The sequence below is a fragment of the Shewanella baltica genome (assembly GCF_900456975.1).
Classification (GTDB): Bacteria; Pseudomonadota; Gammaproteobacteria; order Enterobacterales; family Shewanellaceae; genus Shewanella; species Shewanella baltica.
This window is the reverse complement of record NZ_UGYM01000002.1, coordinates 3,719,980-3,741,233: the sequence shown is the minus strand read 5'-3', so window position 1 is coordinate 3,741,233 and position 21,254 is coordinate 3,719,980. Positions and strand designations below refer to the sequence as shown.

Below are 21,254 nucleotides of genomic sequence, written 5' to 3'. Positions count from 1 at the left end.
ATGAGCTTAATTTTGCTTGAATGATTTAAGTTTACGTTTAGTTTGTTATTTTTAACTGCCTGATATTTATTTATTTTAATTTTTATAAGTCGTGTGAAAATGTTCTGCGGTTCTTTAGGTTTTACGTTAGCCTTTATCTCAAGGTTAATGCAAAGTTACATTTATGGCATTTTCTATGTAGATGATTGAAATTTAATATTTAACGCTCCAATAATTCGCTATTTTTGTGCTAATATAAAATCATAAAATTGTAAGTTGAGTCATTTTTAACCTCGGTGATTTGTCTATCGTTTAACTAAACAACCTGTATAAGGAGGCGTTTGTGGATGCAAATTCCATCAATAGTTTTTTTCTGATTGGCGCCTTGCTAACTGCAGTGAGTGTTTTACTCAGTCCCATGTCTTCCCGTTTGGGTATCCCGATTCTTTTGATCTTCCTCGCCGTGGGTATTTTGGCCGGTGAAGATGGCCCTGGCGGAATATTGTTTGATGATTATTCCACCGCTTATTTAGTCAGTAACTTAGCGCTAGCTATCATCTTACTCGATGGTGGTATGCGTACCCGTGTCGCCAGTTTTAGGGTGGCACTGTGGCCTGCATTATCGCTAGCGACCTTTGGCGTCGCTATCACAACCAGTATTACTGGTATGATGGCCGCATGGCTGTTTGACTTGCATTGGTTGCAAGGTTTGCTGGTGGGCGCGATTGTGGGCTCGACCGATGCCGCCGCGGTATTCTCCTTATTGAAAGGGCGCAGTCTTAACGAGCGGGTTGGGGCAACCTTAGAAATCGAGTCCGGTAGTAACGACCCTATGGCGGTGTTTTTAACCGTGACGTTGATTGCGATTCTCGCCAATGTGGACACTGAGATGTCCTTCAGCTTTATGTTTATCAGCTTTATTAAGCAATTTGGTCTGGGTATTTGCTTAGGTTTAGGCGGCGGCTGGATGCTGTGGAAGCTGGTTAATTTGAGCAAATTAGCCGACGGCCTGTACTCTATTTTAGTCTTAAGCGGTGGTCTGATTATTTATGCTGCGTCTAACAAACTCGGCGGCAGTGGCATTTTATCGATTTACTTAGTCGGGCTTTTCCTCGGCAATAAACCGACCCGTGGCCGTCATGCAATTTTGAACGTACTTGATGGCATGACTTGGGTCAGCCAAATCGGCATGTTCTTGGTATTAGGGTTATTGCTTACTCCTTCTGATTTAGTCGATATCCTGATCCCAGGTTTTGCACTGGCATTTGGGATGATTCTATTCGCTCGTCCTGTCGCTGTGTGGATCAGTCTATTGCCCTTTAAGAGCTTCAGCAGTCGCGACCGCTGGTTTATTTCGTGGGTAGGACTACGCGGTGCTGTACCTATCATCTTAGCGGTATTCCCCATGATGGCCGGCTTGCCGGGTGCTCAGTTGTACTTCAACTTAGCCTTCTTCGTCGTATTAGTATCGTTACTGGTTCAAGGTGCGTCTTTGACCACTGCGGCGCGTTTAGCTAAGGTGGAACTGCCCCCAAAGCCGTTGCCCGTTTCGCGTTCGGGAGTTGAAATTTACCCGAGCAGCGAATGGGAAGTGTTTGTCTATCGTTTGAGTGAAAGTAAGTGGTGTATTGGTGAGCCGCTAAAACGCTTAGCTATGCCTGATGGAACACGGATTGCGGCGGTATTTAGGAATGACACTTTACTGCATCCGTCGGGCAGTACTCGCCTCGAAGCGGGAGATATACTCTGTGTGCTGGGTCAGGAGAAAAGTTTAGAAGCCTTGAGTAACCTCTTTAGCCAAGCGCCTGAAAATAAAGAAGTGCAACGCTTCTTCGGTGATTTCTTTATTGAAACAGACGTTAAGCTTGCGGATCTCGCACCAATTTATGGCTTGAGCTTAGATAATCTCGCCGATGATATGACAGTCGCCGATCTGGTAGTGTCACAGCTTGGCGCTAATCCTGTGCTGGGCGATCAGTTCCAATGGCAATCGCTGCATTGGGTGGTGGCGGGGCTGTATGAAGGCAAAGTCACTAACGTGGGTATTCGTTTACCGACCGAGCATTCGCTGTAATCTCATGCGCTAGATGCTTCTTGCCATCGAAAGTCACCATAAAAAATGCCAGCTTATTTGCTGGCATTTTTGTACTCAAAGCTAATTGAGTTTATTGATATAACGACTTGTCCGTTGGATCTGGACGGGTTTTAAAGCGGCGATGCAACCACATATATTGGGCGCGGTTTTTATCTATGATGGATTCGATAATCTTGTTACCGCGAATGGCATCGGCTAATTCATCTTCGCCGGGGAAATTATCCAGCGGTGGCATCACTTCAATTCGATAGCCCTCATCACCTTCGGTACGTTCTACAAAAAAGGGTAAGACTTTGGCTTTGCCGAGTTTGGCTAACGTGGTGGCACCCGTAATCGTTGCCGCATCTGGCATGGCATAAAATGGGATAAATACCGCGCTGGAGCGGCCAAAGTCTTGATCTGCCGTGTACCAAATGACATCGGGATTACGTAGGCAGCGCACCATTTGGCGCAAGTCGCGTTTAGAAACGAGACCTTTATTCGAGCGTAAACGGCCTTTAACTTGGAGGTATTCCATCACAGGATTGTTGTGTGGGCGATAAACCCCCACGCCGGGTTGGAATTGGCCGAAGATACGTGCGCCCATTTCCAGCGGTAAACAATGCACGGCAAAGAGGATAACGCCGTGGCCAGCATCGAGGGTGTCTTGCACGTGTTCTTTGCCTGTGATGCTCATGTGCTGCTGCACTTTTTCATCGGACCACCACCATGCATTGATGGTATCGAAAATGGCTTTGCCCGTTTCTTCAAAGTTACGCGTGAGTAGTGCTTCTCGCTGTGCTTCTGACATTTCAGGGAAACAGAGGCTCAAGTTACGGCGCGCCGTATGAGTGCGACTGCCAGCAAATTTCATCACTAAGCGACCTAAACCTTTACCCAGTTTCATCTGCCAAGAGAGCGGTAGAAGCTGAGTTAAGCGCATTAAAAATACGCCAAACCACATGGGCCAATGCTTAGGATGATATAAAGAAGATGAAAACTCGGCTTTCTCGACCACAAAAATACTCACTACTTTTGAAAATTACTGCTTATTCTAACTCAATTTTTACTGAAAATTAGGTACAATCACGGTTTAATTTCTGCATAAAGATAAGAGCACTATGAAGGTTTCTCTGCCAGCATTTGAAAAAGCCAGAGTGTTAGTCGTCGGCGATGTGATGTTAGACCGCTATTGGGTTGGCCCAACGGGACGTATTTCCCCTGAAGCCCCCGTACCTGTGGTGAAGATTAATCAAGTCGAAGACAGACCCGGCGGCGCGGCCAACGTGGCGCTCAATATCGCGACCTTAGGTGGTCAAGTCCAACTTGCTGGGCTCGTCGGTCAAGACGATACCGCCCATGCCTTAACGCTTGGCGTGCAAACCTTAGGGGTTGAACCCCAATGGTTAACCATTGCAGACAAGCCAACCATCACTAAGTTGCGGGTGTTATCACGCAACCAGCAATTGATCCGACTCGATTTCGAAGAAGCCTTCGACAAGGCCGATAGTGTGCGTTTGCTCAAGCAATCAGAGGCCTTACTCGATTCCGTCGATGTGGTGGTGTTGTCAGACTATGCAAAGGGCGCTATCGATCAGCCGCGTGATTTCATTGCGCTTGCCCGCGCAAAAGGTGTGATGGTGTTAGTCGATCCTAAGGGCAGTGACTTTGGCCGTTATCAGGGCGCGTCGTTGATCACCCCGAATATGAGCGAGTTTGAAGCCGTTGTTGGCACTGTGACCTCAGAAGCTGATCTGCTGGAAAAAGCCCGTGGCTTACTCAAGCAACATCATTTTGATGCCATCTTAGTCACCCGCTCAGAAAAGGGCATGACCTTAGTGACCGCCAATGCGCCCGAGCTGCATATTCCTACCGTTGCCCGTGAAGTCTATGACGTGACGGGTGCTGGCGATACTGTGATTTCTGCCTTAGCAACCTCATTAGCCGCGGGCGCCGATTTACCGCAGGCTTGCGCAATTGCGAACACCGCCGCTGGCGTGGTGGTCGGTAAACTTGGCACTTCTACCGTGAGCCGCATTGAACTTATCGAAGCTCTAGCTTTGCATCATGGAGAATCGGGTTTTGGGGTGGTGAGTGAAGATCAACTCGCCTATGCCTTAGAGCAGGCCAAACTGCGCGGTGAGCGTGTGGTAATGACCAATGGTTGCTTTGATATTTTGCATGCGGGCCACGTGAGTTACCTCAAACAAGCCAAAGCCTTAGGCGATCGTTTGATTGTTGCAGTAAACGATGATGCCTCGGTTAAACGCCTCAAGGGTGATGGTCGTCCGGTCAATCAGGTTGATCGCCGTATGGCCGTGCTTGCTGGCTTAGCCTCTGTCGATTGGGTGGTGCCTTTTAGTGAAGATACGCCGCAGCGCATTATCACTCGACTGCTGCCAAATCTACTGGTTAAAGGCGGCGACTATAAGCTTGAAGATATCGCAGGCGGCGCTGAAGTGATTGCCGCCGGAGGTCAAGTACAAGTGCTGGGCTTTGAGGATGGTATTTCAACCACGGCGATTATTCAAAATATCATGGCGAATCAGTGAGCTTAGTTGCTCTGGTATTCGCATCTAGCTTGTCTTGGACGCCCATTGCCGATAAGCAGGCTTTGATTTGCCCTTTACCAGAGCTTGGCACTTGCTTGGCATTATTGCCTAAGCAAGTGTTGGCGCAGCTGCCCGCCACGTTAGATCAATTTAAGCGCGATTTAGGCCAGCGAGGCGCCATGGTCATGCCCGTCGATGACAATAAGATTGCAGGCCTAGTCTTAGTCAATGAGTTGCAGACGCCGCAAGTGCAGTTAGCCAGTGTCGATCTCGTGACCTATCAATTACCTTTGCTCGAACAGCCGCAATTAACCCTATGGCATGAGCTCGGTCATTTGGAGAACCTTGCCCTGCAAGGCACAGTGTTACCGATTCAATTGAGTGCATATCAGCATGAATGGCTAGCCGATATCTATCTGGTTTGGCGTATTGCGCGGGAGCGAGGGGATTTTGCCTTGGCGTGGCAGCAATACCATAGACGCAACCTTGATGCGTTAACAAGCCCGCAATACTTGTCGCATTGGAGCTCTCCCATGATGATACAAGTGTTGCGTCACTACGAGGTGGCTCAAGTGGCGAGATTCGCCGATTATCGGGATTTTCTGGCGGATTTTTATCCTAACGCTGAGCAATTAGAGCCGAGGTTATTAGGCGAGTATTCGAGCTTAATGCAACGGACTTTTGGCGCGAGTGTGTTGCAACCCCTTCCTGAATATCTATTTTGGCGAAAAGCCGATCTTGGACACTATCTACAACCTACCTTCGTTTTACTCATGGGTGAGGAAAAAGCGCATAACTGGTTGGTACAAAATTCAATGTTATGATGGTGTTAACGGAATCGGCGTCTAGGCCTGTTTTAAACTGAACCCTAGCTGAACAAAAGCGAAATACGCTGGTTGCAGCCGAGTGAACAGCAGTAATCCCTGAGCGGCTTTGGTAAGCTTTCCCCCTAAAAAAAAGAGGGGAGACTTTACTATGGCTAAGCGCTCGCGAGTACAAACTGAGCAAACCATAAATCAGATTATGGATGAAGCGTTAAGACAAATTTTGACTATCGGCTTTGAGACTATGTCTTATACCACGTTATCTGAAGCAACGGGTATTAGCCGCACAGGTATTAGTCACCATTTTCCACGCAAGAGCGATTTTCTCGTTCGTTTAGATAGCCGTATCGGCAATCTATTTGTTGCGGCTCTGGATTTTTCTAGCCAAGAGGCTTTAGAAACATCGTGGATGCAGGCAATGCAGGAAGAACATTACCGCGCAGTATTGAGACTGTTCTTTAGTCTTTGTGGTGGTGCCAACAATGAAATCACCCTCTTCAGAGCGGTGAGCACAGCACGTCAGCAAGCGATTGCTGAGTTAGGTTTAGCGGGCGATCGCACGATCAACCACTTATTAGGCCGTACTGCTGTGATGTTATTGTCCAATTTCGATGTGGCAAAAGCAGCATAATAGACTGACCAATTAATATAAAAATGGAGCCTGATGGCTCCTTTTTTATAGGTAAAAATCGTGATTTTTACTGAGGAAACTCATTCTTTAGTCGTGTAAGATATGCCCTTTATTGCGTTATACCGCCTTTTACTCTTGATTTAACAGGATAAACATATGGACATGACACCCAGCTCTAATGCCGCCGAGGCTCCCAAACGTAACATCAAGCTCGATAATACAGAGCTCATCAAAACCAGTTTTTGGGTGAGTCAGATCTTTATGATCATTGCGACGGTTGTCGGGGTGTATTTGGCCGCACAGGAAGGTTTATCGCAGGCGATTAAGTTCGATAACTTAAGTAATATGCAAAACAACTATCATCTGCGCCATGCGCTCTATGATGAAGTGAGTGACAACGTGGCGACTTTGAGCCGTTATGTCGACACGGTTGAAACAGTGAGCGGTAATAGTTTAGTGAAAATGCACCCGCAAATGGGACTGTTTGTTTGGGAGAATATGCGTTATTCAGCCAATGCCCTAGAGACGCCGAGCCACATCTTGTCCGATATTCGTCGTTTTTATTTAGAGTCTGAGCAGATCATTAGCGATATTGAAACTCGCCACTACAGTGTTTCCTACGGTAAGGGCCTGCTGCAAAATGTACTGAGTAAGATCCAAGAAGATACTTTGCCGAAGCTTAAAACGAATTATGAAACCCTGTCAAAAGAGCTTAACGATAACGACATTGCTGTAGATTAATCCATTTATAAAGTCGATGTTGGCCTTAGCTAAGCACTGTTAAAGGACACGTTTGCCCTTTAACAGTGCTTGAAGTATTTGCATGCGCTAAGGTGCCAGTTCCCACCATTCCCAACTTTCTAAACCTTGTGATTTCGCGAGGAAGAGTGCGCGTTGATGTGCTTTTAGAGCAGCATCTTTATTACCGAGTGCGGCATAGCTTAGGCTCATCTGTTGCTGCCAATCGGCGCTTAGCTCACCTTCTGTTTTTGCACTGAGTAATATTTGCTGCGCTTTATCAGCCTGTTGTTTATAAATAAAGACTTTCGCGAGCCCAATACATAATTCGGTATAAGATACTGGTAATTGCTGTTTGGCATCTTTTAGGAGTTGATCAATTTGCCCTTCTTGTTTTGAAATAAACACATATTTAGCGAAGGTATAAGCCTGTAACCATTCGAGTTGAAATCCTGCCCAAGTTTGTTGTTTAGCGGCAAATAAATCGAATACATCGGCGTACTTTGGCAATTTCACTAGCTCATCAAGGTCGATAAAATACTGAGGTGAAAGAAAAGCCAGAGCATCCAATAGTGCAGGCATCGCTGTAGTGTAGTGGTTTTCATCCGGAAACTGTTGGAACTGCCAACGCCACTGTTGATTTGCAACTAACTCGCTTGCTATGGGGTTAATCGCATCGACCATCTCCACCACGCCCATACCTTGTTCGTTGGCTACAGATAAAAACAAGGGCGGCAGCTTAGATTTGTCCTGCTGTTTTTGTTTGAGATATTGAGTGAATAGGGCGTTGCTGCTGTAGTTGTCGAACCAAACGCTTGGGCTCATGGCAAGATAGGCGTTAAAGGGCGTATTCTGCTGCATCATGCTATACAAGGTGAATAAGCCCCCAAGAGAATATCCTGCCAAGGCATTGTTACCTGAAGTGCGAAATTGCTGATTGATTAAAGGAATGAGCTCCTGAGCTAAATAACTCTGCAACAAAGCTGCACCACCATATTCTGGATTATCCTCTGCCGCCCACGTGGTGCTTTTTATATAATCCGCTTGGCCTTGTAATGCGATTCCGACCACTATCATTGGTGGGATTTTACCGACGCGGGCGAGATTGTTGACCGCTGCTGATACGTGACGAAATTGAAAATCTCCATCGATGATATAGAGCACCGGATACTGACGTTGGGTCGCATGATAGCGTTCAGGCAGCGCCACCATATAGCGACGTTCGGCGTTATATAGATTGGAGTTATGGGTAAAACTTTGACCGTAAACTAAGTTGCTTCTCTCGGATACTGGCATTGTGTGAGTCGGACTATTCTCAGCCTGAACTGGCGAGATAAGGAAAATGCACGCTAACAAGGCGATGCGATTAATCTGGTGTCTAAGGGCTAAATATAATCTCAGTTTGCAGTCCATTGAGGTGATCCTTGTGATTCTGAGGTGCCTATCGAGAATCTTCTACGTTATGGTTAGGGGATGTTTAGAGACTTGCAGGGAAATTATCGATTCCCTTGAATGGTTTTAACTGATCCAGCGTAAATAGAAAAGATAAGTCTGCGTGCACAGGCAGCATAAATTGTAAGTAAAAATAGAACAGAGTGAACGGGTTAACTGTGGCTTAAATGGCATTTAGGTCATTTAGCGCCTTACCTAAGTTGCTGCGGGTAAGGCGTTTTTATTTTTTGTTGCTGTAGATAAATACCAATAGCAATAAAAGTTAATACGGCAGCAATAGTGGCGCTGATGATGTGGTGAAACACTAAGTGACTTATCAGAAATGTGGGCAAGTCTTCTAAGCTGTCGATAAGGAAAAGCTTAGTGATTAAGCCGATATAGACCAGAAGATGCAGAGCCGCAGCTGTGATGAAAAGGCGTCTAAATTTCCCAATCAGTTTGATATCCAAATTGAAATGAAACCAGCGACAAAATAGATACCCACTGAGGCCGATGGCAATCGATATCCAGCCAAGCCCGAGTAATGAGGTTTTGATTAATACGCCAGACAGGATAAACAGTCCAAGTAGCATTCACTCTTTCCTTCAAATAGCGTTAGATTCTACTTCGTATTTTTGCCGGCGAAAACGATGGGGATTGTGGGAAAAAACCTCACATCCTATGGGTTCGGAGACTAGCTTAAAAGGCTTAAAAAAATGTGAAATGAAAAGGGAGCCAGCGGCTCCCTTTTTATCATTGAAACAGTGTGTTTCGCCTAAACGATTGCCACTCTGTAAAGGTTACATCAGACTCAAAGCGCTTTTAAAATCGCTTCGACACTGGCCTTCGCATCCCCAAATAGCATTTGGGTATTATCTTTGAAGAACAGTGGGTTTTGCACGCCGGCATAACCTGTGTTCATCGAGCGTTTAAAGCCGATAACGTTTTGCGCTTTCCACACTTCGAGCACTGGCATGCCTGCGATTGGGCTACCTGGATCTTCCATTGCCGCAGGGTTAACCGTGTCGTTCGCACCAATGACTAGTACTACGTCAGTGTCGTTAAAGTCGTCGTTGATTTCGTCCATTTCAAGCACGATATCGTAGGGGACTTTCGCTTCCGCTAGCAGTACGTTCATATGACCGGGTAAACGGCCTGCAACTGGGTGGATGCCGAAACGGACTTTCACGCCAAGATCGCGCAGTCTTTTGGTGATTTCAGCGACAGGATATTGCGCCTGTGCCACAGCCATGCCGTAACCTGGGGTGATGATGACAGAGGTGGCATTTTTCAGCATATCCGCCACATCTTCAGCGTTGGTTTCACGGTATTCGCCCATTTCTTCATCGGCAGTCGAGGCCACACCATCTGTGCCAAAGCCACCAGCTATTACAGAAATAAACGAGCGATTCATCGCCTTACACATTATGTAAGACAGAATTGCACCCGATGAACCCACTAATGCGCCAACGACAATCAAGAGGTCGTTTGACAACATAAAGCCCGCTGCCGCCGCTGCCCAACCTGAGTAGGAGTTAAGCATAGACACCACCACTGGCATATCCGCGCCGCCAATCGATGCGACTAAATGCCAGCCAAAGGCGAAGGCAATCAAGGTCATCAATAGCAGTGCTGGCATAGTGCCGCCAGTTTGGACGAAGTACACTAACAGGGCAAAAGACACGAGCACTGCCACTAGGTTTAACTTGTGGCGATGCGGCAGCATCAAAGGTTTAGATGAAATCATGCCGCGTAACTTGCAAAAGGCCACGATAGAACCTGTGAAGGTGACCGCACCGATGAAGATCCCGAGGAAAACTTCGACCAAGTGAATGTTAAGCATGGCGCCAGTGAGATGTTCTTTGCTGGCGGCTTTGGCCGCTTCACTTAGAGCATCGTGCACTGCGGCGAGGGTCGTATTAATATCGCCACCGACAGCTACGACAACTTGCGACACTTCTTGTGGGTGTAAGTCGATAAAGCTGTTAAAGCCAACCAATACCGCGGCCATACCAACAAAACTGTGCAAGATGGCAACCAGTTCAGGCATTTCAGTCATTTCGACTTTTAATGCTAAACGGATACCAATCGCGCCGCCAATCACCATGGCGATTAAGATCCACGCAATACCGTTAGTATCAGGGTTGAAAATGGTAGCCAGTAGGGCGATTGCCATACCTAAGATACCGAATAAATTGCCGTGTTTTGCCGTCTCTTGCTTCGACAGTCCCGCGAGACTGAAGATGAAGAGAATGGCGGCAATAATGTAAGCAGCTGTTACCAGTCCTTGAGACACGTTAAACCCCCTTAATCCTTACGGAACATCTTCAGCATGCGCTGAGTGACGGTAAAGCCACCGAAGATGTTAATACTGGCGATCAGCACGGCGATAAACGCCAGTACAGTGACCAACGTTGAACCCTGACCGATTTGCAGTAGCGCGCCGACCACGATAATGCCTGAAATCGCGTTAGTGACTGACATCAAAGGCGTATGCAGTGAGTGGGATACGTTCCACACCACATAATAACCCACGACGCAGGACAGCAAGAATACCGTGAAATGGGACAGGAACTCTGGCGGTGCAACCGATGCCACGGCTGCAAATCCAGCAACGCCTAAGGCGGCGAGCACGTATTTGAGCTTAGATGGCGCTTTCGGTGTAGTGTTTTTAGGTTCTATTTTCGCAGCAGGTTTTGCTGGCGCCGCAGAAACCGAAATCGGTGGTGGCGGGAAGGTCACTTCACCTTCTTTAATCACAGTCATGTTACGCATGACCACATCATCGAAGTTGATGCTGGCAGTGCCGTCTTTCTCTTTGCACATTAACTTCATCAGGTTGACTAAGTTAGTGCCGTAAAGCTGTGACGATTGCGCCGGCAGACGACCGGGTAGGTCGGTATAACCAATCACTTTTACGCCGTTCGGAGTGACAAACAGCTCGCCCGATTGCGTGTATTCGCAGTTACCGCCAGTTGCAGCGGCTAAATCGACGATCACTGAGCCGCTCTTCATGCTATCGACCATAGCTTTAGTGATGAGCTTAGGCGCAGGACGGCCGGGGATCAGCGCCGTAGTGATGATGATATCGACTTCTTTGGCTTGCTCAGCAAACAGCGCCATTTCGGCAGCAATAAATTCATCCGACATGGTTTTAGCATAACCATCGGATGAGCCACCTTCTTCGTTACCAAAATCCAGTTTAAGGAACTGGCCGCCCATGGATTCGATTTGCTCCGCCACTTCTAAGCGCGTATCGAAGGCGCGCACTATGGCGCCAAGCGAACCAGCAGTACCAATGGCAGCAAGACCTGCAACACCGGCACCAATCACTAGCACTTTAGCGGGCGGCACTTTACCGGCAGCGGTAATTTGACCGGTAAAGAAACGGCCAAATTGATGCGCGGCTTCAACAACGGCACGATAACCGCCAATGTTGGCCATAGAGGAAAGGGCATCGAGTGACTGGGCACGGGAGATGCGTGGCACCATGTCCATCGCCATCACGTTGATTTTGCGTTTAGCTAACTTCGCAACCAGCTCAGGGTTTTGTGCGGGCCAAATAAAGCTGACGACAGTTGCTCCGTCTTTGATTTGTTCGATTTCGGCGTCGCTTGGCGCATTGACCTTAAAAATCAGATCGGCTTGCCAAACGTCAGTTGTCACTTTCGCGCCTGCAGCTTCAAAGGCTGCATCATCGAAACTTGACAGTTGACCCGCATTGGCCTCAATAACAACTTCAAAGCCGAGTTTTTTAAGCTGCTCGACGGTGGCTGGAGTCGCGGCGACCCTAGTTTCACCGGCGAGACTTTCTCTCGGTATTCCAATCTGCATGACTACTCCCTGATGGTTTATATAATCGTTCCGCCTGCTGTGCTTCCTTCATCGTACTCAACTGCAAAATCTGTCATCGCCAGCGATTACTCGGCTGGTGATTCGAGTCAGTTCGGGCATTCAATCTAGGATGGACACTTTTTGTTTTAAAAACAAACTATTCTGTGGGCAACAGAAATTTCTGTTCGACAGGCTCATGACCATTGTGGCAATACTTTAGCTTGGCACAAGTGCATATTTCTCAAGCAGGCCGTTTCTGCACTGGTCGGATCAAAAACTTTTAACCAGTGCACACTTTTGTAGCTTAAATTTTGCACTTTGTATATTCCAAAATGGAATTAAAAATCCGATTTTATTCTTTTTTGCTTTTCTTAAACCGCGATAAGCTTGTGGACATTACACTGTCATAGGGCCGTCTCATGTTGTTAAAAGAACTTTCATCGCTGGCTTCGCCATTGTCTCAAGGACAAGTCGAGAAGCTAAAACAACTCACTTCTGAGTTAAGTGCTGTGCAACTGGCTTGGGTGAGTGGCTATCTTGCTGCCACCGCCAATGCTGGCCAACTAGCTCCCGCCACCGAAGCGCAAACTGCTCAAACAGTGACGATTCTTTATGGCAGTCAAACGGGTAATGGCCGTGGTGTCGCCAAAGCGCTCGCCGATAAAGCACAGGCGCAAGGTTATGCGGTCAATCTGGCTTCAATGGGCGAATACAATGTTCGCCAACTGAAACAAGAAACTGTGCTCTTGCTGGTTGTCAGCACCCATGGTGAAGGTGAAGCGCCGGATGACGCGATTGAATTACATAAGTTTTTAGCATCGAAACGTGCGCCTAAGTTAGACAATCTACATTACTCAGTACTTGCGCTGGGGGATTCAAGTTATGAATTCTTCTGCCAAACCGGTAAAGACTTTAGTACTCGTTTAGCGCTACTGGGTGCTAAGTCATTGTTACCTTTGGTTGAATGTGATGTGGACTATGAAGCTGCCGCCGGTCAGTGGCACGCCGATGTATTAGAGGCCGTTAAGCCGCTTATCGAAACCTCGTCCGCCAGTGTGGTATCTATCGGTACCGCTAAAACGATTGGCGAAAGCGAGTTTACTAAGCAAAACCCCTATAGCGCTGAAGTGCTAGCGAGCCAAAAAATTACCGGCCGCGGTTCAGACCGAGATGTGCGCCACGTTGAAATTGACCTTGGCGACTCAGGCTTAAGCTATCAAGCGGGCGATGCCCTCGGTGTGTGGTTTAGCAATAATGAAGTGTTAGTCGATGAAGTCCTCGTGGGTCTGTCGTTGGCCGCCGATGAGTTAGTGACCCTAGGCACAGAATCTTTGACCCTTAAGCAAGCTTTGCTTGAGAAGAAAGAGCTGACTCAGTTGTATCCTGGATTAGTCAAAGCGTGGGCCGAACTGAGCGGCAGCGCTAAACTGCTGGCATTGAGCGAAGATAAAGAACAAGTGCGTCACTTTATCCTTAAGCATCAATTTGCGGATTTAGTCGCCCAGTATCCGTTAACAAATAGCGCTGTCACGTTAAGCGCGGCAAGATTGCTTGAGTTACTGCGCCCATTAACCCCAAGACTTTACTCTATCGCCTCAAGCCAAAGTGAAGTGGAAACCGAAGTCCATTTAACCGTGGCGTTAGTGGAAGATGAGCGTCACGGCGCGGCCCGTTTTGGCGGAGCGTCACACTTCTTAGCCTCTGCGCAGGAAGGCACTCAGGTTAAGGTTTATGTTGAGTCGAATAAGCATTTCCGTTTACCTGATAATCCAGACACGCCAGTGATTATGGTTGGCCCAGGCACAGGTGTTGCGCCATTCCGTGCCTTTATGCAGGAGCGCGTGGCCCAAGGTATTCAAGGTGATAGCTGGTTATTCTTCGGCAATCCACACTTTGAGCAGGATTTCTTGTATCAAACTGAGTGGCAACAGTATTTGAAAAATGGCGATTTAAGCCGTATCGACGTGGCGTTCTCGCGCGATCAAGCCCATAAAGTTTATGTGCAGCACCGTATTAAAGAACAAGGCCAAGCCCTGTGGCAATGGTTGCAAAACGGCGCGCATCTGTACATTTGTGGTGATGCTGAACGTATGGCCAAAGATGTTCACCAAGCCTTGATTGAGGTGGCTGTCGAAGTCGGTGGTTTGAATAACGAAGCGGCTGAAGCCTACTTTGAAACACTGCGCAGCGATAAACGTTACCAAAAAGACGTGTATTAATCTCAACCGTTGCGCATATAAGAAACGCATAAAAATAGCCAAAGCTGCACACGTGATGACCTGTGCAGTCAGCGAACCGAATTTGAAGAGGCAGTTGCCATGAGTGAGCAAAAGTTAGCGTTAAACGAATACCTAAAGACCGACAGTGATTACCTGCGCGGTACGATTAAAGAAGGCTTAGATTCTGCGGTAACCGGCAGTTTCAGTGACGGCGATCAGCAGTTGATCAAATTCCACGGCTTCTATCAACAGGATGATCGCGATTTACGTAACGAACGTAAAGAGCAAAAACTTGAGCCTCTATATAGCTTTATGTTGCGTGCTCGTGTGCCTGGTGGTATCTGTTCTCCACAGCAATGGTTAGGTGTAGATAAAATTGCGTCGACCTTAACCAGCTCAAACAGCATACGTTTAACGACCCGTCAAACCTTCCAATACCACGGTATTCCTAAGCGTAACTTGAAGACCATTATTCAAGACTTAGATCGTGAAGCGCTGGATTCGATTGCCGCTTGTGGTGACGTTAACCGTAACGTGATGTGTAATCCTAATCCGGTGGAATCGAAACTGCACGAGCAAGCCTATGCGGTGGCGAAACAACTGTCTGATCATCTGCTGCCACATACGCGTGCTTATGCCGAAATTTGGTTAGATGAAGAAAAGTTACTCTCAACCGAAGATGAAACCGTTGAACCTGTATATGGCAAAACTTATCTGCCACGTAAGTTCAAAATGGCGGTTGCGGTTCCTCCCGATAACGATGTTGACGTTTACACTAACGATTTAGGCTTTATCGCGGTTGCTGAAAACGGCGAGTTGGTTGGCTTTAACTTAACGGCGGGCGGCGGCATGGGCTCGACCCATGGCGAGGTGGAGACTTTCCCACGTCTTGCAGATGACTTTGGTTTTATCAAAACTGAAGACGTGATGAAGTTTGCCGAAGCTGTCATGACAGTGCAACGCGACTGGGGTAATCGTGTTAACCGTAAACGTTCACGCCTTAAATACACTATCGTCGACCATGGCTATGAGAAATTTAAAGCCGAAGTCGAACTGCGCGCTGGGGTGAAGTTTGAGCCTAAGCGTGATGTAGTGATTGGCGATCGCGGCGATCGTTATGGCTGGGTCGAAGGCGTTGACGGTAAATGGCATTTAACCTTATTTATCGAAAGCGGCCGCATTAAAGATTTACCGGGTCAAACCCTGCAAACGGGACTGCGTGAAATAGCTAAGATCCACAAAGGCGATTTCCGCATGACCTCGAATCAAAACATGATCATCGCAGGTGTCGCGGCAGAAGATAAAGCCACGATTGAAGGCTTAGCCCGCAAACATGGTTTACTGGGCCAAGTGTTGACGCAAACCCGCGGTCATTCGATTGCCTGTGTGGCTTTGCCGACGTGTCCATTAGCGATGGCGGAAGCCGAGCGTTACTTCCCTGAGTTTATCGATCACATCGATGCGCTGCAGGCAAAACACGGCATCAGTGAGCAAGCGATTGTGGTGCGGATGACGGGTTGTCCAAACGGTTGTGCACGTCCATTTGCCGCTGAAATTGGGCTTGTGGGTAAAGCGCCAGGTCGTTACAACTTGTACTTAGGCGCAAGCTTTGAAGGGACTCGTCTGAACAAGATGCACAGAGAAAATATCCAAGAGGCGGAAATTCTCGCCGAATTGGATACCCTGTTTGGCCGCTACGCCGTCGAGCGTGATGCAGGCGAAACCTTTGGTAACTTCACCGTCCGCGTGGGCGTTGTGAAGGCGGTTATTGATGCCGCTAAGGATTTTCATGGTTGATCATCAACAAGAAAACAGTGATACAGTGCCGACTGTGGTCAGCACGGCCGAGTTAACGGCGCTATTGAGTGCGCCCAAGGCCGAGCAAACGATAGAGCTTGAGCGCATAAATCAGTTCTTAGCCGGATTGAGCGCACAAGAGCGAGTGTTATGGGGCTTAACTTATTTGCCCGGTAATCATGCGCTGTCGTCAAGTTTTGGTATTCAAGCCGCAGTGATGCTGTATATGGTGAGCCAGGCACAGGCGAATATTCCGGTTATCCTCACGGATACAGGGTATTTGTTCCCTGAAACCTATCAGTTTATCGATGAGCTGACACAGCGTTTATCACTGAATGTAAAAGTATATCAAGCGCCGATGACAGCCGCATGGCAAGAGGCACGCTTTGGTAAGTTGTGGGAACAAGGGTTAGACGGGTTAGAGCAATACAACCGTTTAAACAAAGTTGAGCCTATGCAACGCGCCTTAGCCGAGCTTGACGTTGGTACTTGGTTTGCAGGGCTGAGACGTAGCCAAGCCACCACCCGTGAGGCGCTGCCGATACTGGCGATTCATGGCACTCGCTTTAAGTTACTGCCGATTATCGAGTGGTCGAATAAAGATGTGCACCTATATTTGACTCAATTTGACTTGCCGTACCACCCACTTTGGGACCAAGGCTATGTTTCTGTTGGTGATACCCATTCGAGTAAACCACTTGAATTAGGCATGACAGAGGAAGAAACTCGCTTTAATGGGCTGAAACGTGAGTGTGGTCTGCATTACGATATCTAGTTATCTTATTGATTTAAAGTATTAAACGCCTCAATTGCCATTGGGCGTTTTTTATCTCGGTAAGAAAGGTCTTATCTTTGGTTGAATTTAATACTCTGGATTGACGAGAAAGCGAAGCTATGTCATTTAAGCGTCATTTCACTGAGATATATTGATATTCATAGGGTTAGGGTTAGTGGCTCTTTAAAGGATAAAAATATTGTACATTTTTACTCACAGAGTTATGCACATTGGTTGAGCCTGAACTATATTTTGAAGTTCCCGTAGATGGTTTTGAGGGATTTTACTGTGAAATTGACATGATTCATGTCTTTTCCGAGGTTAAGTGGTTGTATATCGGTATTTATGGGCTGGGTTTGCTGTGTATTGATATCATTCGACTGGATGCAGTGAAAGCGTTGAAAACCTGACTCGCAGCTGCGAGTATCAAGCAGTTTGATTGACTTGCTAGCCCTCGTTAATCAGCCATCATTACCTCGGTCAGCTGTCGTCAAAGCTGCCGAGGTCAAGTTAAGTCAAGTCCTCGCCATCTTCAATAGTGATTTGTTATTGTGGTTATTTCTCTGCCTATCTTTGATTCTCGAGTAAGATATCCTTGGTGTTTCCTCCAATGTCGTAGCATGATCGACCCGCAACTCCCTTAAGGCTTTAGGCGGTTTTCTAATAAGCCTTGGGTGTTGTAAAGAATGCCTAATGGATTGGCTTGACTGGATATCATAAATGAGAGATGAGAGTGCGCGGATGAGATGGTGTAAATGACGGCTCCTTTATATGCGATGCGAGATCATGTCAGGCGTCCTAGTGCCAATAAGTCGAGTAGTCCTGCTCCTCAGAGGCGTAAGCGTGGCTTTCGTCGTTTATTGTCTTGGCTATTCAAGGGATTAGTATGGGCATTAATTTGCTCAATCTTATTGGTTATTCTACTCAGATTCGTTAATCCACCCATGTGGACCTGGCGGATTGAGCGCGCCTTATTTCCACCTGCACCTATGGGGGAAGTCATGCATCAGTGGCGCGATTTAGCGCACATTTCTCCTGAGTTACAATTGGCGGTGATCGCCGCAGAAGATCAACGTTTTGCCGAGCATACGGGATTCGATTTAGCCGCGATAAGTTCGGCGCTGAAATACAATCAGAAAGGCACTAAAGTTCGCGGAGCCAGTACCTTAAGTCAGCAGGCGGCGAAAAACCTGTTTATGTGGTCTAGCCGCAGTTTCTTTCGTAAGGGACTAGAAGCTTGGTTTACCTTAATGATGGAACTGACTTGGGATAAGTCGCGCATCCTTGAAGTGTATTTAAATATCGTTGAATTTGGCCCAGGTATTTATGGCGCCGAAGCGGCATCAAAGCATTATTTTGGAAAGTCTGCGGCAAAACTAACCCAATATGAGGCTTCATTACTCGCAGCTATCTTACCCAATCCTTGGCGTTATAAAGTGTCACCTCCGTCGTCCTATGTGCAGCAGCGTTCCGCTTGGATCCGCAAACAAATGCGCCAGTTAGGTGACGTCACGCTTAAAAAAGTCCACGAAGCGGGATGAAATTACGATTGTGATTTTGTTGTTAAATTGTAATGATGGCATATTTGATTCGTAGCTTGAAAAGTAGAGTGTTTGAATAGTTCAAGGAATAAATGATGTTTGAGTTTAATTTTGAGCGGGATATGGCTTTATTACGTGAAGAATATGCCAGAGACGCAAAAATCAACATTCAACAAGTTTGGAAGAATGATACTGCTGCAATAATTGCCAAAACACTCGCGAGTGAAGTGATGTTTGATAACGCAATGTTTGTTGAAAATAAGCCGATGAGAGTTTCAGATCAACAAATACGCCAATTGCCTGTCTCCACCCAAAAGGATTTACAGCAAAAAATATTACAAAATGCTTCAAATGGTATTGGGTTTCTATATGGTAGTCATCTAGTCGGTGGCCTTGACGGAAAAGCATCGCCTGAGTTACTTACTTCGTTACATCGTTTTATTAACCGCCCTGAAATGTTTAACTTTATCCAAGCGATTACTGGTATTGAAGGTATTTGCTATGCCTCACTACATGCCAGTCGCTATATACAGGGAAATTTCTTAACGAGACATAATGATGTAGTGGAAAGCGAAGGACGTAAAGTCGCTTTTGTTTTTGGTTTTACACCAGAGTGGCATCCTGATTGGGGAGGTTTACTGCAATTTTTTACACCTCAAGGAGTTCTTACTGACACTTGGGTTCCCACTTTTAATAATTTGGCATTATTTGACGTGCACCATCCACATTCAGTTTCTTATGTTGCGCCTTTTGCGAGGCATTCAAGATTTTCAGTCACGGGATGGTTTCGTACTATAGGGCCTCAATAAGGTTAGTGAAGATTAGATTTCGATACTGTCGTAATTAGCATCAGAGGCGTTTTAATGCTAAATTATCGCCAAATTTTCTGGGCGATTAGCCCTTGTTAGCCTTGGTCGTTACTTCGTCTTCATGACCAAACTAAAAGTAATAAGGTTCTGATTTTGCATTATCTGCGTAAGGGATATGTAAGAGCGGATAAATATTCAAATACCTAGGGATTACTTTAGGTATTGATTTCATAAAATTGAATTGTCATTAAATGGAGTTTCTTAAATGAAAAAGATTGTGATTGCCGCGGCAATTATTGCAGCTGGTGCGGGTGGTTATTGGTATACGCAGAATGGTACTGGCTCTAGTGCCTCTGCAAATCCTTTGCTCGACTATGTGCCTGCCGATACGCCGATATTTTCGGGTCAGCTAAAACCCTTCCCGTTAAAAGCGTATTTACAGTCTATTTCTGGAAATTACCAGCAATATCCAAGTAACGCGCTTGCCGAATTTGGTGAGCTGGATAGCCCTATGGGTAAGTTCTTCGTCAGCATTTATCAGCAGTATATGGATGGCATTAAAGAGCCTGCCTTACTGTTGAAAACCTTTGGTTTTCCAGATGAAGTTAAGCCTTATATCTACACGTTAGGCGCTTTGCCTGTATTAAAGATTGACGTTAATCAAGTCGATGCTTTTTGGGCTGTATTAGATAAAGCCGAAAAAGACAGTGGTGTGACCCACGAAATGCGTAAAGTGGGTGATGTTGATTATCGCGCTTATGCATTATCGGATGAGACTTCAACTGAGAAAGCTGAACTGTTATTTGCCCAGAAAGATGGCATATTAACGATTACTTTCAGCACCTCAATTACCGAGCCTGAGTTATTAGAAATGGCATTCGGTATTAAGAAGGCACCGCACTCATTGGCCGCTTCTGGCATATTAGACGATATTATTAAGACCCATGGTTTTAAAGATGACAGCATCAGCTTTATCAACCATGTGGAAATTGTAAAGGCGTTGACTTCAGCCGATAGCAATATGTTATCCAAGCAATTGACAAAGTTTTTTGCTAATGAAAGCGTTGGCGAAGATCCATTAGCTCAAATTAGAACACCAGAATGTCGCACCGAATTAACCGCTATTGCGGCTAATTGGCCGCGCACGGTTGCGGGTTTAACCGCGTTTTCTGTGACAGAAAAAGAAAGCCATATGGCGGCCTCATTTGTGGTTGAAACTAAGAATCAACCAATTCTTGCGGCAATGCAAAAGATGCGTGGCTTTATTCCTGCACATCTGGCGGATATCGACAGCACTATTTTCTCTATGGGCATAGGCTTAGATGTCAACGAAGTTGCACCTTCATTAACGGCTATTTGGGATGATCTGCAAAAGCCGCAATTGACCTGTGCGCCACTGGCCGAGTTGCAAGCTGAGTTGAGCCAACAGAGCCCAGCTATGCTAGGCATGTTCACTGGTATGGCGAACGGTGTGAAAGGCATGAGCGTTTCATTGCTCGACTTTAAAATGAGCACACAAGATCAAGAGCCTAAGTTAGAAAGCTTAGATGCGTTAGTGAGCCTCAGCGCCGAAAACCCGTCTATGTTGTTCAATATGGTGAAACCTTTCGCCCCTATGTTGGCCGAAGTGCAATTAGCCGATAACGGCGATGCCACTGACTTATCACCCATATTGATGTTGCCTCCTGAGTTAGGTGTTAAGCCTATGCTCGCGATTAAAGGTCAGCATTTAGTGGTGTATAGCGGTGATAAAGGTCTGGCGTTGGCAAACAAATTAGCGGGCGAGAAACTGTCTGCGAATGGCATGTATAGCTTATCTGCCGATTACGGCAAGATGTTCACTCCAATGCTGACGTTGTTAGAAATGAGCGGCGAGCCAATCCCTGAAGAAATGAAAATGCTTAAAGATTACAACATGCGAGTTCAAATGAGCTTCGATGTGAATAAGCAAGGTTTGGTTATAGGTTCAGTTGCCAATTCTAAAGCGACTGAAAAGAAATAATTCTAGAATCCATTTTTTAGCTAACTGATATCAGTTAACGAATCAATG

At 46.5% G+C, this 21,254-nt stretch carries 16 protein-coding genes; 11 read left to right on the top strand and 5 right to left on the bottom strand.

What is annotated here, in order from left to right; genetic code table 11:
• Positions 1 to 322 precede the first annotated feature (322 nt).
• Positions 323 to 2,053, top strand: a complete 1,731-nt coding sequence (locus DYH48_RS16735; RefSeq protein ID WP_006082903.1) for a potassium/proton antiporter — start codon at positions 323 to 325, stop codon at positions 2,051 to 2,053.
• Between the two features lie 91 nt (positions 2,054 to 2,144).
• On the opposite strand, the gene DYH48_RS16730 is transcribed toward DYH48_RS16735, so the two are convergent.
• Entirely contained in the window at positions 2,145 to 3,071 is a 927-nt protein-coding gene (locus tag DYH48_RS16730; RefSeq protein WP_006085939.1) for an LpxL/LpxP family Kdo(2)-lipid IV(A) lauroyl/palmitoleoyl acyltransferase, read from the bottom strand.
• Positions 3,072 to 3,174: 103 nt separating this feature from the next.
• On the opposite strand from DYH48_RS16730, the gene hldE reads away from it, so the two are divergent.
• The 4 genes from hldE to DYH48_RS16710 all read left to right on the top strand — a co-directional run bounded on the left by hldE (position 3,175) and on the right by DYH48_RS16710 (position 6,801).
• Positions 3,175 to 4,605, top strand: coding sequence for a bifunctional D-glycero-beta-D-manno-heptose-7-phosphate kinase/D-glycero-beta-D-manno-heptose 1-phosphate adenylyltransferase HldE (hldE, locus tag DYH48_RS16725; protein WP_006085938.1), 1,431 nt, complete (start codon positions 3,175 to 3,177; stop codon positions 4,603 to 4,605).
• A complete protein-coding gene (locus tag DYH48_RS16720) occupies positions 4,602 to 5,429 on the top strand; it encodes a hypothetical protein (protein WP_115335401.1) in 828 nt (275 codons plus the stop codon). Before hldE ends, DYH48_RS16720 begins: the two co-directional genes overlap by 4 nt.
• Positions 5,430 to 5,580: 151 nt before the next feature.
• On the top strand, positions 5,581 to 6,060 hold the full coding sequence (locus DYH48_RS16715; protein WP_006082899.1) for a TetR family transcriptional regulator: 480 nt from the start codon (positions 5,581 to 5,583) through the stop codon (positions 6,058 to 6,060).
• Positions 6,061 to 6,216: 156 nt separating this feature from the next.
• Positions 6,217 to 6,801: a hypothetical protein gene (locus DYH48_RS16710; RefSeq protein WP_115335400.1), complete on the top strand. Its 585-nt coding sequence runs from the start codon at positions 6,217 to 6,219 to the stop codon at positions 6,799 to 6,801.
• Between the two features lie 87 nt (positions 6,802 to 6,888).
• Here the strand turns inward: DYH48_RS16710 and DYH48_RS16705 are convergent, their stop codons facing one another.
• The 4 genes from DYH48_RS16705 to DYH48_RS16690 all read right to left on the bottom strand — a co-directional run bounded on the left by DYH48_RS16705 (position 6,889) and on the right by DYH48_RS16690 (position 12,063).
• On the bottom strand, positions 6,889 to 8,211 hold the full coding sequence (locus DYH48_RS16705; protein WP_115335399.1) for an alpha/beta hydrolase: 1,323 nt from the start codon (positions 8,209 to 8,211) through the stop codon (positions 6,889 to 6,891).
• A 230-nt stretch (positions 8,212 to 8,441) separates the two neighbouring features.
• Positions 8,442 to 8,822: a hypothetical protein gene (locus DYH48_RS16700; RefSeq protein ID WP_115335398.1), complete on the bottom strand. Its 381-nt coding sequence runs from the start codon at positions 8,820 to 8,822 to the stop codon at positions 8,442 to 8,444.
• 218 nt (positions 8,823 to 9,040) lie between these two features.
• Positions 9,041 to 10,525 (bottom strand): Re/Si-specific NAD(P)(+) transhydrogenase subunit beta, encoded by a 1,485-nt coding sequence (pntB, locus tag DYH48_RS16695; protein ID WP_115335397.1) that lies wholly within the window; start codon positions 10,523 to 10,525, stop codon positions 9,041 to 9,043.
• Positions 10,526 to 10,536: 11 nt separating this feature from the next.
• Positions 10,537 to 12,063, bottom strand: coding sequence for a Re/Si-specific NAD(P)(+) transhydrogenase subunit alpha (locus tag DYH48_RS16690; protein WP_115335396.1), 1,527 nt, complete (start codon positions 12,061 to 12,063; stop codon positions 10,537 to 10,539).
• A gap of 419 nt (positions 12,064 to 12,482) precedes the next feature.
• On the opposite strand from DYH48_RS16690, the gene DYH48_RS16685 reads away from it, so the two are divergent.
• The 6 genes from DYH48_RS16685 (at position 12,483) to DYH48_RS16655 (ending at position 21,206) form a co-directional block, all read left to right on the top strand.
• Positions 12,483 to 14,282, top strand: a complete 1,800-nt coding sequence (locus DYH48_RS16685; RefSeq protein ID WP_006085932.1) for an assimilatory sulfite reductase (NADPH) flavoprotein subunit — start codon at positions 12,483 to 12,485, stop codon at positions 14,280 to 14,282.
• A 99-nt stretch (positions 14,283 to 14,381) separates the two neighbouring features.
• Positions 14,382 to 16,079 carry an assimilatory sulfite reductase (NADPH) hemoprotein subunit gene (cysI, locus tag DYH48_RS16680; RefSeq protein WP_006085931.1) on the top strand — a complete coding sequence of 566 codons (1,698 nt, stop codon included), beginning with the start codon at positions 14,382 to 14,384 and terminating at the stop codon, positions 16,077 to 16,079.
• A complete protein-coding gene (locus tag DYH48_RS16675; protein ID WP_006085930.1) occupies positions 16,072 to 16,854 on the top strand; it encodes a phosphoadenylyl-sulfate reductase in 783 nt (260 codons plus the stop codon). Before cysI ends, DYH48_RS16675 begins: the two co-directional genes overlap by 8 nt.
• Positions 16,855 to 17,609: 755 nt before the next feature.
• On the top strand, positions 17,610 to 18,395 hold the full coding sequence (mtgA, locus tag DYH48_RS16665; protein WP_006082890.1) for a monofunctional biosynthetic peptidoglycan transglycosylase: 786 nt from the start codon (positions 17,610 to 17,612) through the stop codon (positions 18,393 to 18,395).
• Between the two features lie 95 nt (positions 18,396 to 18,490).
• Positions 18,491 to 19,204, top strand: a complete 714-nt coding sequence (locus tag DYH48_RS16660) for a 2OG-Fe(II) oxygenase family protein (protein WP_115335394.1) — start codon at positions 18,491 to 18,493, stop codon at positions 19,202 to 19,204.
• Positions 19,205 to 19,469: 265 nt separating this feature from the next.
• Complete coding sequence (locus DYH48_RS16655; protein WP_115335393.1) at positions 19,470 to 21,206, top strand: hypothetical protein; 1,737 nt, start codon at positions 19,470 to 19,472, stop codon at positions 21,204 to 21,206.
• Positions 21,207 to 21,254 lie beyond the last annotated feature (48 nt).

Coding starts and splice junctions, on each gene's coding strand:
- DYH48_RS16690 (WP_115335396.1), bottom strand. CDS start 12,063: ATGCAGATTGGAATACCGAGAGAAAGTCTCGCCGGTGAAACTAGGGTC.
- DYH48_RS16705 (WP_115335399.1), bottom strand. CDS start 8,211: ATGGACTGCAAACTGAGATTATATTTAGCCCTTAGACACCAGATTAAT.
- DYH48_RS16685 (WP_006085932.1), top strand. CDS start 12,483: ATGTTGTTAAAAGAACTTTCATCGCTGGCTTCGCCATTGTCTCAAGGA.
- DYH48_RS16675 (WP_006085930.1), top strand. CDS start 16,072: ATGGTTGATCATCAACAAGAAAACAGTGATACAGTGCCGACTGTGGTC.
- DYH48_RS16655 (WP_115335393.1), top strand. CDS start 19,470: ATGAAAAAGATTGTGATTGCCGCGGCAATTATTGCAGCTGGTGCGGGT.
- DYH48_RS16700 (WP_115335398.1), bottom strand. CDS start 8,822: ATGCTACTTGGACTGTTTATCCTGTCTGGCGTATTAATCAAAACCTCA.
- DYH48_RS16660 (WP_115335394.1), top strand. CDS start 18,491: ATGTTTGAGTTTAATTTTGAGCGGGATATGGCTTTATTACGTGAAGAA.
- cysI (WP_006085931.1), top strand. CDS start 14,382: ATGAGTGAGCAAAAGTTAGCGTTAAACGAATACCTAAAGACCGACAGT.
- mtgA (WP_006082890.1), top strand. CDS start 17,610: ATGACGGCTCCTTTATATGCGATGCGAGATCATGTCAGGCGTCCTAGT.
- DYH48_RS16715 (WP_006082899.1), top strand. CDS start 5,581: ATGGCTAAGCGCTCGCGAGTACAAACTGAGCAAACCATAAATCAGATT.
- hldE (WP_006085938.1), top strand. CDS start 3,175: ATGAAGGTTTCTCTGCCAGCATTTGAAAAAGCCAGAGTGTTAGTCGTC.
- DYH48_RS16710 (WP_115335400.1), top strand. CDS start 6,217: ATGGACATGACACCCAGCTCTAATGCCGCCGAGGCTCCCAAACGTAAC.